The following is a 13,248-nucleotide window of genomic DNA, read 5'->3' as shown; positions in this document are numbered from 1 at the left end:
CGTCTTCTCGTAAACTTCGAAGACACCTCCCCCGTATACAGGGGAGGAGGAAAAAATAAGATGACCCTGCCGTCCCATCCTATGGTTGCTGATATTGCTGAAGCCGAGACCTTTCTGGCGGCGCATCCGCACATCAATTATTTCGAGATATTGTTCACCTCGATGACCGGTGTGCCGCGTGGCAAGCGGCTGCGTCGGCATGAGCTTTTGCCGATCTATAAATACGGACGCTTCCTGCCGGGGTCGGTGCTGGTGGTCGATACGTTGGGGGCCGATTGCGAAGATACGGGCCTTGTGTGGGAGGATGGCGACGCCGACCGTGTCTGCCGTCCGGTTCCCGGCACACTGGTGCCTGCGCCCTGGTTAGGCGATGACGTCGGGCAAGTCATGCTGTCGATGTATGAACTGGATGGAACGCCCAACGACCTTGATCCGCGCCATGTGCTGCAACGGGTGCTTGAGCGCTATGAGGCCGATGGCCTGACGCCGGTGGTGGCGTGTGAGTTGGAGTATTACCTGATCGACCTTGAGCGCGGGCCTGAAGGGCAGTTGCGACCGGCGGCGACCTTTAACACGGGACAATCGCCTAAGGGCACTCAGGTCTATGGCTTGCCGGAAATCGAGCAGCACGGGGCCTTTTTCCGTGACCTGTGGGAGACGGCTGATGCGCAGAATATCCCGCTTGAGGGGGCGATATCCGAATTTGCCCCCGGTCAGGTGGAACTGACACTCAGCCATAAGCCCGATGCCTTAAGGGCGGCAGATGATGCGGTGATGTACAAGCGTCTGGCCAAGGGGGTTGCGCTGTCGCATGGTATCGAGGCGACCTTTATGGCCAAGCCCTGGGCCGATCGCGCCGGTTCGGGCTTCCATGTGCATATCAGTGTCGCTGACAAAGACGGTAACAACCTCTGCGCGTCGGATGATCCGCAAGGCTCAGACATGCTGAAACAAATGATCGGCGGTATGAAGGCGCATCTGGCAGATGTCATGGGCATACTGGCACCCAATGCCAACAGTTTCAAACGCTTCAAAGCCAACTCCTATGCACCGGTTGGGCTGACATGGGGGGTAAATAACCGCACCGTGTCCTTACGCGTGACGGCGGGGCCAGCCCATACGCGTCATGTCGAGCATCGTGTGGCAGGGGCGGATGCCAACCCCTATCTGGTGCTGGCGGCTATATTGGCAGCGGCACATCACGGTATTGCGCAAAAGATTGATCCCGGCCCGGCGGTGGTGGGCAATGGCTATGCGGCGGCGGCGGAATCTGGCGCGATCCTGCCAACCAACTGGTTTGCGGCAGTGGATTACCTAAGTAATTCCAAAGTCTTGCGTGACTATCTGGGGGAGCGTTTTGTCGACATGTATGTGTCGGTCAAGCGCACCGAGCAGGCGCGTTTTTATGAAGAAGTTACGGAACTCGATTATGATTGGTATTTGCGTAATGCCTGATCGGGGGTTGCTGTGAGAGGGCGGGTCTGGCTATAAGGCGCGTTTGTTTTGCGTTGTTTTATAAGGAGATTGGCTATGGTGGCTTACCGTAACAAGGCTTCGCGCCGTTCAATACTGCAAGGTCTGGGCGCTGCGGCGGTGGGTATCAGCTTTGGCGGGCTTCAGGCCTGTTCGGGTGGTGCCAAGGTTGGCGAGAACGGTGAGGAGCAGCGGCTCAATTTCTATAACTGGGACACCTATATCGGCGATACGACCCTGTCGGATTTCAAAACCGCCAGCGGTATCACCGTCAATATGTCGGTCTTTGCCACCAATGATGAACTGTTTGCCAAGCTGAGATCGGGCAATTCCGGTTTTGATGTCGTCGTGCCGTCTAATGATTTTGTCACGCGTCTGTCTCAGGCAGGCCTGTTGCAGGAACTGGATCATTCCAAGCTGCCGAATCTCAAAAATCTTGATCCAACGTTTCAGGATCCGGCCTATGACCGTGGCGCGAAATATTCGGTCGCCTATGCCTGGCTTTTGTTAGGGATTGGCTATCGTAAGTCGAAAATGCCAGCGGGCTTTGTGCCGGACTCGTGGAAGTATCTCTATGACTCCGACATGTTTAAAGGCCGTATCGCGCTGTTGTCCGAAGCCGGTGACCTCATTCGTCTCGGGGCTAAATATCTCGGCCATAGCGTCAACGCCATTACGCCGGAAATCGTCAAGCAGGTTGAGGATTTGCTGATTAAGCAAAAGCCGAATATTGGCTCTTTCCACGCCGACGACGGGCAGGATCGCCTGCTGGCCGGTGATATTGACGTGGTTATGGAGTTTAACGGCGATATTGCTCAGGCCAAGCTTGAGGACGACGACATCGAGTTCGTCATCCCCAAGGAAGGGTCGCAGTTCAACGCAGATACCCTTGCCATTCCGGTGGATGCGCCGCGTCCGGATAATGCGCATCAGTTCATCAACTATATTCTTGATCCTGAAGCCAGCAAGCACATCTTTGAGACCATTCTGTATCCGACGCCTAATCTGGCGGCTAAGGCGCTCATGCCCGACAGCTATCGCAACTCACCGATTATCTTCCCGTCTCAGGCTGATCTGGCGAAATGCGAATATGCCGACTTTGAAGGTCAGGAAATGGCGCAATTATATGAAGATGCCATTACCCGCGTAAAAGCCGCTTAATCACGGGCAAAAAGATTACAGAAGCACCGGGGGGCAACTCCCGGTGTTTTTTGTGCGGTGTCTAGATGCCGTACATCAGTCTTTTCGGATTATGGCGGGATTGTGATCACTTTGGGCTTGACGCATCGGTCATAGCGTATTCTCCTCCTGTTAACACATTGATGACGGCAGGTTCAGGTCGTCCGGAAAACTGAGGAGATAGAATATGAGTTCTTCACGCCACAGAGCTTCGCGTCGGTCTTTGTTACAGGGGATGGGGGCTGCCGCTATCGGCATCAGTTTTGGGGGGCTTGCGGCCTGCTCGAAAACCGCTGAGGTGGGCGATAATGGCGAAGAAAAGCGCCTGAATTTTTATAACTGGGATACCTATATCGGTGAAACGACCCTGTCAGATTTCAAGGATCTGACGGGTATCAACGTCAACATGTCGATTTTTGCCACCAATGACGAACTGTTTGCCAAGCTTAAGACCGGCAATTCCGGCTTTGATGTGGTGGTGCCGTCCAATGATTTTGTGACCCGCCTGTCTCAGGCCGGTCTGCTGCTTGAACTGGATCACTCAAAACTGCCTAACCGCAAGAATCTTGAGCCAGCCTTCCTTAATCCGACCTATGATCCGGGCGGGAAATATTCGGTGGCCTATACCTGGTTGCTGTTGGGGATTGGCTATCGCAAATCGAAAATGCCAAACGGTCTGGTGCCGGATTCATGGAAATACCTGTTCGATTCCGATCAGTTCAAAGGCAAGATCGCGCTTCTGTCGGAATCTGGTGACCTAATCCGTCTCGGGGCCAAGTATCTGGGCCATAGCGTCAACGGCATCACGCCGGAAATCATCAATCAGGTCGCGGCCATGCTCATCAAGCAAAAGCCGAACATCAAGGCTTTCCACGAAGATGACGGGCAGGACATGCTGCTGGCCGGTGATGTCGATGTGGTGATGGAATATAATGGTGACATTGCTCAGGCCAAGCTTGAAGACGATGACATTGATTTCATCATCCCTAAGGAAGGTTCGCAATTCAACTCGGATACCTGGTGTATTCCTAAGGATGCGCCGCGCCCGGATAACGCGCACCAGTTTATCAACTACATGCTTGATCCTGAGGCCGGTAAGAAGATTTACGAGAAAATCCTGTTCCCGACCCCCAATGCGGCCGCCAAGGCGCTTATGCCCGATAGCTACAAGAATAATCCGATCATTTTCCCACCGGAATCCGATCTGGCGAAGTGCGAATATGCCGATTTTGAAGGGCTTGAACTGGCGCAGGCCTATGAAGATGCTATCACACGCGTGAAGGCGTCTTAAAATGCAGGCGTTGCGGCCACCACCGCAACGCCCTTTTGATTAACGGTAGGGGATAGCCGCATGGAGCAAAGCTGGCGTCAGTCCAAGGGCATTTTTGCCGCTATGTTCAGCGCGCCGCTTGTGTGGCTTGTGCTGTTCTTCTTTGTGCCCTTAGGCATAGTCTGGCTCTATTCCTTCGGTGAAAACAGGGGGCTGATTGACATTGCCTTTACAGGCACCTGGTCGAACTATGCCAAGGCGTTAGAACCGCTTTATCTCGGTATTTTTGCCAAATCGATCTGGGTCGCGGCGCTCACCACTTTTTTGTGTGTGGTGATAGGGTTTCCCGTGGCGCTGGCCATTACCTTTGCGCCCGACAAGTGGAAGCCGTGGATGCTTTTGCTGGTCATGTTGCCGTTCTGGACGAACCTTCTGATCCGCACCTATGCCCTGATAGCGGTGTTGCGCACCGAAGGCTATATCAATCAGAGTTACCGTTTTTTGTGGGAAAATGCTTCAGGATTCATGACCCTGATCGGGCTGGCCCCCTTGGGTGATTTTACGCCGCTGAACCTTCTGTATAATAATTTTGCGGTGGTTGTGGGGCTTGTGTACGTGCATCTGCCGTTCATGATCCTGCCGCTTTATTCGACGCTCGACCGGCTTGATCGCTCGTTGCTGGAGGCGTCGCTGGATTTGGGGGCAGGGCATATCCGCACCCTGTTTTCCGTGGTGGTGCCACTGGCGGGGGCAGGCATTGCTTCGGGGATTCTGATCACCTTTATTCCTGCGCTTGGGGCCTATCTGACGCCTGATCTGCTGGGCGGGACGGATTCGCAGATGATCGCCAATGTCATCGAATCGCAGTTCAAGCGGGCCAATAACTGGCCGTTCGGGGCGGCGCTGGCGTTCTTGCTGGTTTATCTGACCTTTATCGGGATTGCGCTTCAGGGCCTGCTTGACCGGTCGGCAAGAAAGCGGGGGGCGGCATGAGCGAGATTAGTGTGAAACCGAGAAAAATACCACCCGGCCCACTGGAATATCTGCGTCGCTGGCCGATGCAGGTGTGGCTGATCGGGGTGACCCTGTTCCTCTATGTGCCGCTTATCAGCCTGATGGTTTTCAGCTTTAATGACTCGCGCCGAAACGTTGTGTGGCAAGGGTTTACGTTCAAATATTATGAGCGGGCGCTGAATAATGAAAGCCTCATTCAGGCCTTTACCAATTCGATGGTCATCGCCCTGTTTGCCACCATTATATCGGTGATTGTCGGGGCGATGGCGGCCATTGTCCTGTGGCGCTTCCGCTTTCCCGGCAAGACGGCTTTTCATGCCGGTATGGCTATTCCGATTGTCGTGCCGGAAATCTGTATGGGCGTCGGAATGCTGGTGTTCTTCGCCAAGGTTCTGCCCTGGCCGCAGGGGCTGATGTGGCCGTTCAATCTGGGGGCCATTATCATTGCCCACGTCTCGTTCTGTTTCCCGTTTGTGGCGGTGGTGGTGCGCGCAAGGCTTGCGGGCTTTAACCGCGAGCTGGAGGAGGCGGCAAAAGACCTTGGGGCGTCGGAATGGCGCACCCTGATTGACGTGCTGTTGCCACATATCAAGCCGTCGCTGATTGCCGGAGCACTTCTGGCCTTTACCCTGTCGCTCGATGATTTCGTCATCACCTTCTTCACGGCGGGGCCGGACACGGTGACCTTCCCGGTGAAGATTTATTCGATGGTGCGCTTCTCGGTGACGCCTGAGGTCAATGCGGCCTCGACCATACTGATTGTCGTTACTGTTCTTCTGACCTTCCTTGCGCTTAAGGTGCAGGGTTCCAGCGCCCTGACCGCCGGACACGGCGGCGGGGAGGCCAAAAAGTGAGCCAACTCATGACTGATATTTCGGCACCCTTAAGCGATAAGACCATTATTCGTTTTGAGAACGTCTCAAAGCATTTTGGCAAGAACACTGCGGTCGATAACGTCTCGCTTGAGATCAAGGAGGGAGAGTTTTTCTCTTTGCTTGGCCCGTCGGGATGCGGAAAGACCACCTTGTTGCGCATGCTGGCCGGTTTTGAAATGCCGTCCGAAGGCAGGATATATATTGACGAAAAGGACGTTTCCCTGACGCCGCCCAACAAGCGGCCAGTCAATATGGTCTTTCAGTCCTATGCCGTTTTTCCGCATATGAGCGTGCTGGAGAATGTCGCCTATGGCCTGAAAATGGACGGTGTCGGTAAGTCCGAACGTTTGCAGCGGGCTACTGAGGCGCTGGAACTTGTCAAGCTTGGCGGGTTTGGTGAGCGGATGCCGGATCAGATGTCCGGCGGCCAGCGGCAACGTGTGGCGCTGGCACGGGCATTGGTCAAAAAACCGCGTGTGCTGCTGCTCGACGAGCCTTTGTCAGCGCTGGATGCCAAACTGAGGGACGCCATGCGTACCGAACTGGCGCTGCTTCAGGAGAAGGTGGGGATTACCTTTATCATGGTCACCCACGATCAGGATGAGGCTCTGGCCATGGCTACGCGCTGTGCGGTTATGCATCGCGGGATATTGCAGCAGGTGGCGACGCCGTTTGATCTGTATGAATTCCCCAATTCGCGCTTTGTCGCGGACTTCATCGGAAGCGTGAATATGTTTGAAGGCACGCTGGCGGTTGATGAACCGGCACATGCCATTATTCGCTCAAAAGAAATCGGCGATATCTACCTTGATCACGGGGTCACCGGCGGGACAGGCGCGACCGTCTGGGCAGCCCTGCGGCCTGAGAAAATAGAGATTCACAAATACGACGCCAAGCCTGCGAAAATGGAAGATGCCCCCGAAGGCTTTAATATAGCCGAAGGCACGATCCGTCTGATGACCTATCTGGGCTCGGAGACGGTTTATGAGGTTGAGTTGAATTCCGGCCGTATGGTCAAGGTGTTACGGTCAAATCTTACGCGCTGGGATCAGGAAGATTTCACCTGGGATGAAAAGGTGTGGCTGGCCTTTAATGCGACGTCTGTAGCGGCCCTATTGAGTTAGCAGGGGCAGGGCCTCAGGCCCTGCACCCAATTGCCCCGAGGTATGTGGTATCGACCATTGAAATGGCAGGAGACGTCTGGCTCGGCCCTGACGGGTGCAGGGGCCGCGCCCCTGCCTTGTGATCACAATTTTGCGAAGTCGTATCGGAGGCTAAAGTCAGCGGCTATAGTGCGGGTATAAGTTTGATCCGCACCGGAGTTGCGCGCTATGCCTGATGCCCTGAAAAACCACAATGCCGATGAACTCAAGCGGCTTGATCTGGCGCACCATTTACCGGCGCAGGCCGATTATAAGGTGCTTCATGACCTGGGTGGCAGCCGGATTATTGTCCACGCCGAAGGTTCTACGATCACTGACATTGACGGGAATAAGTTGCTGGATGGCATGGCCGGTCTATGGTGCGTCAATGTTGGCTATGGCCGGTCGGAACTGGCCGAGGTCGCCTATCAGCAGATGCTGGAACTGCCTTATTATAATACGTTTTTTAAAACGGCGACGGAACCAGCCGTCAGGCTGGCGGCGAAGATTGCTGAGAAAATGCAGATCGGTAATCCTGATCTGACGCATGTGTTCTTTAATTCGTCGGGCTCGGAGGCCAATGATACCATATTCCGGCTGGTGCGGCATTACTGGACGCTGAAGGGAGAGCCGGAACGCAAGGTTTTCATCAGTCGGCGTAATGCCTATCACGGGTCAACGGTGGCAGGCGCGTCTTTGGGGGGGATGAGCTTTATGCACGCGCAAGGCGGATTGCCGATTGCGGGTATTGAGCATGTGCGCCAGCCCTATCTGTTCGGTGAGGGGTTCGGCTGTAATCCGGAAAGCTTTGTTGAAGCTTGTGTTCAGGATATCGAGGACCGCATCCTTATGGTTGGCCCGCGCAAGGTCGCGGCCTTTATCGGTGAGCCGATACAAGGGGCCGGTGGGGTAATTATCCCCCCTGACTCCTATTGGCCGAAGGTTGAGGCTTTGTGCCACAAATACGGTATTCTGCTTATATGTGATGAGGTTATCAACGGCTTCGGACGACTGGGGGAATGGTTCGGTCACCAGCATTACGGCATCAAGCCTGACCTGATTGCCATGGCTAAGGGCTTATCCTCGGGCTACCTGCCGATTTCGGCGGTTGGAGTGTCAAAATCAATCGTTGATGTTTTGGTCGAAAAGGGTGGCGACTTCGTCCATGGCTATACCTATTCGGGGCATCCGACCTGTGCCGCGGTAGCGTTGCGCAATATCGAAATCCTTGAAAGAGAAGGACTTGTGGAGCGCACGCGCGACGTCACCGGCCCTTATCTGAAGGCCGCGCTGAAGCGTCTGGATGATCATCCGCTGGTGGGCGAGGCGCGGTCTCTGGGCCTGATTGGGGCGGTTGAAATAATTGCCGAAAAAGGCACAAATAAGCGATTTAAAGGCGAAGAAGGGCATGCCGGGCCTGTGGTGCGGGATATCTGCATTAAGAACGGTCTGATGGTGCGCGGTATCCGCGATTCCATCGTCATGTGTCCGCCGCTGATCATCACCGAGGCTGAGATCGACCGCATTGTCGATACGATCAGGCTATCGCTTGATGAGGCAGAACCGATTTTGCGGGCGCTTTAGGCGATACTGAATAAAAAATGGGAGCGTTTATCGCTCCCATTTTTTAGTGTGTTCATCTGTATTGATAGATGGCGTGGATAATCTTCAGGGCCATATCACTTTCATATTCGCAAATTTCCGAATTGCCACTGTGTTTGATGGAACGAATATGATTTCTAAGATTGTATGTCTGCGCCTGCATTTGATTTTCGTAATGCTTCGCTGAATCGTAAGGCAGTTGCTTATGCAAGAGCTGCGAGTAGCTGTTCAGAGCATGGCCAATGGAATCATCGGCGAAATTGCACCGTTTAATGCTGTCTTCCCGCTCACGTTTTGAAAGCTTTCTGACTGTAGGTGCCGATACCGTCGCTGGAGCCTGTATGATGGCAAGCGTATATGAGTGCGGGGGCGCGACGGGATAAGTCGTAACGTAAGCGGGCGCTGCATATGGCTGAGCATAGGTTGGTGCGGTATGGACCGGCGCTGCATATGGCTGAGCATAGGTTGGTGCGGTATGGACCGGCGCTGCATATGGCTGAGCATGGGTTGGCGCGGTATGGACCGGTGCTGCATATGACTGTGCATGGACAGGTGGCGCATAAGAATGAGTAGGGGCGGGGTTGGTGCCGTAATATGTGGGAGCCGGAGCCATAGGGGGAAGTTCAGACTGATGTACGGGTGACATCAAGGCCTGGGGATAGTGTTGGGGCGTAATATATTGTGGCGGTGCAGACTGTGGCGTAGGGGGTGCATAGCCCGGCATTGCATATGCTTGCTGCGGATAGTCTTGTGCGGTTGCAGTTGAGGCGCAAAACACAAATGTGCTTAACGCGGCTGCGGATACACCTGAAAATTTCATGTCTAACGCCTTTTGATTTAATCAACGCATTCCAATCTGAATGGATCGGAATGCGTTCTAAGCGATTGTTTCGCTTAGTGCTTCGAAACTATCTGAGTTTTACGAAGCGCTTAAGTTGATGTTTGCGGCCCGTCATCTTAAGGGCCTCAATGCTCAATAACGTGCGTAAAATGGCACGTGTACAACGGTTACGGGAATGATGTGTGATTGTATGACAGGTGCAGGCGCAACGTGTACGGGCACAGACGCGACCGGCGCTAAAACCTGAGTAGCCAAAACAGGAGCGGTTTGAACGGGAGACGTCTGAACAGTAACAGCTTGGGGGGCTGCCTGAGCAGGAATGGCACGCGTATGAACTACTGGCGCGGGTGCTACTTGAACGGGTGCTGAGTAGGCTGCAATAGTTGCAGAGGGCACAATGTGAGTTGAGATTGGTGCCTGATTATACACAGTAACTGGACTCACATGCGTCACTTGCGTTACATAGCTAACAGGTGTTGCGGGGACCTGAACATAGTATGGATTGTAAGTTGATGTGTATAGATAGTGTGATGTATAAGGTGTATATTGCTGGTAAACATATTGTTGATGGGTTTGAGCACTTGCATTTGTGCCAATGAGTGTAAAAACAGTAAATGCAGCTGCGGAAATACCAATAAGCTTCATATCCAACTCCTTCTGAGCGAGTGCCTGATCCATTATCAGCTTGTCTGTGACAATGGTGACATTCTACCCAAAATTGTTTCTATATGATTAAGCGGGGTGGAAAATGCACATTGTGCAATTTTTGGGCGATAGAGGGCGCGCGCTTTGAGGCAGGCAGAGTCGTGCAGAAAAAAGCAACGCATAGACACATTAGGCGCTGCTTTTTTGCATTGAAAATTGAATGCCAAGCGGTGTTTTAGTTCGGATCGGCAGGGGCTGTCGCCGGGGAGGGTGTTGGACGGCTGGAGGGGACATAGAGGCCGGTAATGCGGTCGATGATGAAGCCCGTCTCATTGATACGGCCGCCATATTTCAGGCAGGGATCGGTGTCTTTGGTGTAGGTGCGTTTCTGGGGCAAAGGATCAGGGGACATGGCCGCCGCTGCATCGTCGCCGAAGGGTTCGGCAAATTGCAGGGCATCCCCCAGACGTGACAGTGACGGCGTATCGGTGCCGAGCGCCTGAGCCTGACGTACCCAGACAATGGCGCCGATCTGTTTGTCCTGTTGCAGCATTTCCGCTTCGGCCCCAAGTCCGCCCAGGGTGCCGGGCAGGCGCAGGCCTATGGGGCCTGGGATGAAGAAATTGGCCACCGCCGCAGCACCGGAGCCGACTGTGCCGGTCGGTTCAAACCAGATGACAGCAGAGCGGACCTCGGCGTCGCTTTGGGCGACATCTGTGACCATTTCATAGCGCTCGGCCAGTTCGAAACACAGCTGTGCCTCGACTTCGGCAAGCACAAGCGCCCGTTCGTTTTCGGTCAGGGTATAGCGCGCGTTTTCGTCAGTCACGAGTTGTGTGGGGTGAAGATAGACCCGCGTGACATTATTGAGCGCCATAGTCTCGCTATAGGTACGGGTCGTCGTCCGTCCGGTTTTTGTGTCTTTGAGGTTTTCAATCGTGGTCAGGGTTGTGTTGACCGGTGTCGGGGCGCTGACGCAGGCGGTCAAAAAGGCAGAGAGCAGTACCGGTATGAAAATGTGAAAACGCATCGTACCCTCTTATGAATTGTTACAAACAAGTACGATGGTCTGAGCCGGATGGATTTCAGCATTTGAAGAAATTGCATCAGTTTTAAATAATTCACCTTCCCCATTATGTTTTGAAGCGATAATCGGGAGGCATGAAAAATGGTCTGAGCCTTAATTTCGTTTTGCTTCTGGGTGCTTTTGCCCTGACGGGCGCAAGTCTGATCTATGCGCCTGAATATGCGTCCATTGCGACCTTTGCCTTTGTGCTTCTAGGCTGGGTCGTGGGCCTGTGCTTGCATGAGTTCGGACATGCCTACAGCGCCTGGCGGTTTGGCGATCATACGATTGAGCAACGCAACTATCTGGGGCTCGATCCGGTCGCCTATATCAATGGCCCAATGAGCATCATCCTGCCGATCATCATTCTGGCCATCGGCGGAATTGCCTTACCCGGTGCAGCGGTGTTGATCCGGCCTGATCTGATCCGCCAACGCTGGCAGCAGTCTTTGGTATCATTGGCGGGGCCTGTGGTGACACTGGTGTTGGCCTTTTTGTTTTATGCGTGGGGACATGCGATCTATGCCGATAAGCCGGAAAGCCTTCTGGGGGATGCGGTTATCCTGCTGGCCTTTTTCCACTTCATGGCCTTTGTGCTGAATATGTTGCCCTTACCCGGCCTTGATGGCTATGGCGTGATTACGCCGCTATTGCCGCAGCCACTGCGCGGCATGGCCGAGAAACTTGAGCGGATACCGCTGATCACGCTGGTGCTGGTGGTGGTGATTTTCTTCTTTGGCTTCCGCTATATATTCGCGCTGATGTACGGCTTTGCGGAAGTGTTTAATCTCGATTTGTCGACGGCGTTTCGTGCCTATGACAAGTTCCAGTTCTGGAAATAATCAGAAGCGGTCGCGCAGGGCGTAATAGCTGAGCCCCGCGACCTGAAGGGGCCAGCGTAAAAGTTTGCCGCCAAAGAAGGCTGGAACCGGCAGGCGTGACAAAAGGTCGATATCCTTAGGGTCGCCCATAGCGGCGCGGGCCAGAAGTTTACCGAAATAAGGGGCCAGAGCCACGCCCTGACCGGAATAGCCGGCGCTGACGAAGACGTCTTTTTCCAGTTCGCGGACAAAGGGGGCGCGGCTCAAGGTGATGGCCAGTGTCCCGCCCCAGCCATAGTCGATGGGGGTGCGTTCAAGCTGAGGATAGATTTTCAGCATGTGTTTGCGGACGAAACCCTTAATGTCGTCGGGAAAGCGGGGGCTGTAGTTTTCGCCACCGCCGAACAGGAGGCGGTTGTCGGGGGTTTTACGCCAGTAGTGGACGACAAAACGCGAGTCTGCGGCGGCATAATGGTTGGGCAGGATGGCGGGATCATCGAGCGGGGCGGTGACAAGGATGAAATTGTTGATCGGCAGGACGTGGCGGTCAATATCGCTGTCCAGTCCCTGCATATAGCCGTTACCGCAGATCAGGAGTTTTTGCGCTGTCAGGTGACCCGAAGGGGTGGTCAGGACGATGCTGCTTTTGGTGCGGGTAATGGATTGCACAGGGCTGTGTTCATGCAGGCGGGCACCGGCAGAGTGTGCTTTTCGGGCCATGCCGAGCGCCAGTTTCAGCGGGTGCAGATGCCCACCGCCGCCGTCATAAATACCGCCATGATAGACAGGGGTGCCAAGTTCGTTGGCGATCTCGGTTTTGTTCAGCAGCCTGATCTGGTCGTAGCCATAGTGGTCGTGGATGAAGTCGGCATAGGCGCGGTCTTCGGCGGCGAATTTGGGCTTGTGCCAGCTATGGAGGATGCCCGGACGGAAGTCGGCATCAATACCGCTGTCGAGCAGGGATTGCAGGTGGGCGCGGGCATCCATGGCCATGTCCCACAACTGCCGTGCGGCATCGGCCCCCATTTGCGCCGTCAGGGTTTCAGGGTCGAGGCGCTGGCCGATATGTACCTGACCGCCGTTACGGCCTGTGGCCCCTGAGCCAAGCGTTGCGGCTTCGAGCAGGGTAACAGAGTGGCCCTGCTGCGCCAGTTCAAGTGCCGCCCCAAGACCGGTAAAGCCGCCACCAATAATGGCGACATCGGTATGGGCGTCGCCTTCGAGCGGCGGATATGCGTGAAGCGCGGTTGTGGCGGCGTAATAGGAGTCTGGTGGATGGCCTGTGTTTTCAAGGCGGGTCATGTTTTCTCGCGTTCAGTT

12 protein-coding genes are annotated in these 13,248 nt (G+C 54.6%); 8 read left to right on the top strand and 4 right to left on the bottom strand.

The annotated features are described in order from the left end of the window. Window positions 1-81 precede the first annotated feature (81 nt). The 7 genes from E5201_RS08610 (at window position 82) to E5201_RS08580 (ending at window position 8,537) form a co-directional block, all read left to right on the top strand. Window positions 82-1,455, top strand: a complete 1,374-nt coding sequence (locus tag E5201_RS08610; RefSeq protein ID WP_140986092.1) for a glutamine synthetase family protein — start codon at window positions 82-84, stop codon at window positions 1,453-1,455. Between the two features lie 75 nt (window positions 1,456-1,530). Next, the gene (locus E5201_RS08605) at window positions 1,531-2,634 is read left to right on the top strand and encodes an ABC transporter substrate-binding protein (RefSeq protein WP_140985635.1); all 1,104 of its coding nucleotides are present in this window, start codon (window positions 1,531-1,533) and stop codon (window positions 2,632-2,634) included. A gap of 205 nt (window positions 2,635-2,839) precedes the next feature. Beyond that, window positions 2,840-3,943, top strand: coding sequence for an ABC transporter substrate-binding protein (locus E5201_RS08600; RefSeq protein ID WP_140985634.1), 1,104 nt, complete (start codon window positions 2,840-2,842; stop codon window positions 3,941-3,943). A gap of 60 nt (window positions 3,944-4,003) precedes the next feature. Next, a complete protein-coding gene (locus tag E5201_RS08595; RefSeq protein ID WP_140985633.1) occupies window positions 4,004-4,915 on the top strand; it encodes an ABC transporter permease in 912 nt (303 codons plus the stop codon). Then, window positions 4,912-5,790, top strand: coding sequence for an ABC transporter permease (locus tag E5201_RS08590; protein WP_140985632.1), 879 nt, complete (start codon window positions 4,912-4,914; stop codon window positions 5,788-5,790). Before E5201_RS08595 ends, E5201_RS08590 begins: the two co-directional genes overlap by 4 nt. Window positions 5,791-5,798: 8 nt before the next feature. Then, entirely contained in the window at window positions 5,799-6,935 is a 1,137-nt protein-coding gene (locus E5201_RS08585) for an ABC transporter ATP-binding protein (RefSeq protein WP_140985631.1), read from the top strand. Window positions 6,936-7,142: 207 nt separating this feature from the next. After that, window positions 7,143-8,537 (top strand): aspartate aminotransferase family protein, encoded by a 1,395-nt coding sequence (locus tag E5201_RS08580; protein ID WP_140985630.1) that lies wholly within the window; start codon window positions 7,143-7,145, stop codon window positions 8,535-8,537. Between the two features lie 52 nt (window positions 8,538-8,589). On the opposite strand, the gene E5201_RS08575 is transcribed toward E5201_RS08580, so the two are convergent. The 3 genes from E5201_RS08575 to E5201_RS08565 all read right to left on the bottom strand — a co-directional run bounded on the left by E5201_RS08575 (window position 8,590) and on the right by E5201_RS08565 (window position 11,071). Next, window positions 8,590-9,375, bottom strand: a complete 786-nt coding sequence (locus E5201_RS08575; protein WP_140985629.1) for a hypothetical protein — start codon at window positions 9,373-9,375, stop codon at window positions 8,590-8,592. A gap of 153 nt (window positions 9,376-9,528) precedes the next feature. Beyond that, window positions 9,529-10,041 carry a hypothetical protein gene (locus E5201_RS08570; RefSeq protein WP_140985628.1) on the bottom strand — a complete coding sequence of 171 codons (513 nt, stop codon included), beginning with the start codon at window positions 10,039-10,041 and terminating at the stop codon, window positions 9,529-9,531. 235 nt (window positions 10,042-10,276) lie between these two features. After that, complete coding sequence (locus E5201_RS08565) at window positions 10,277-11,071, bottom strand: DUF3313 family protein (protein ID WP_140985627.1); 795 nt, start codon at window positions 11,069-11,071, stop codon at window positions 10,277-10,279. 131 nt (window positions 11,072-11,202) lie between these two features. On the opposite strand from E5201_RS08565, the gene E5201_RS08560 reads away from it, so the two are divergent. After that, window positions 11,203-11,949 carry a site-2 protease family protein gene (locus tag E5201_RS08560; protein ID WP_140985626.1) on the top strand — a complete coding sequence of 249 codons (747 nt, stop codon included), beginning with the start codon at window positions 11,203-11,205 and terminating at the stop codon, window positions 11,947-11,949. Here E5201_RS08560 and E5201_RS08555 read toward each other — a convergent pair whose 3' ends face one another. Further along, a complete protein-coding gene (locus E5201_RS08555; protein WP_140985625.1) occupies window positions 11,950-13,230 on the bottom strand; it encodes an NAD(P)/FAD-dependent oxidoreductase in 1,281 nt (426 codons plus the stop codon). Between the last annotated feature and the right edge of the window lie 18 nt (window positions 13,231-13,248).

It is taken from the genome of Asticcacaulis tiandongensis, from assembly GCF_006475605.1.
GTDB lineage: Bacteria > Pseudomonadota > Alphaproteobacteria > Caulobacterales > Caulobacteraceae > Asticcacaulis > Asticcacaulis tiandongensis.
Note: the sequence above shows the minus strand (reverse complement) of the source record. Positions and strands in the feature narration are given on the sequence as shown.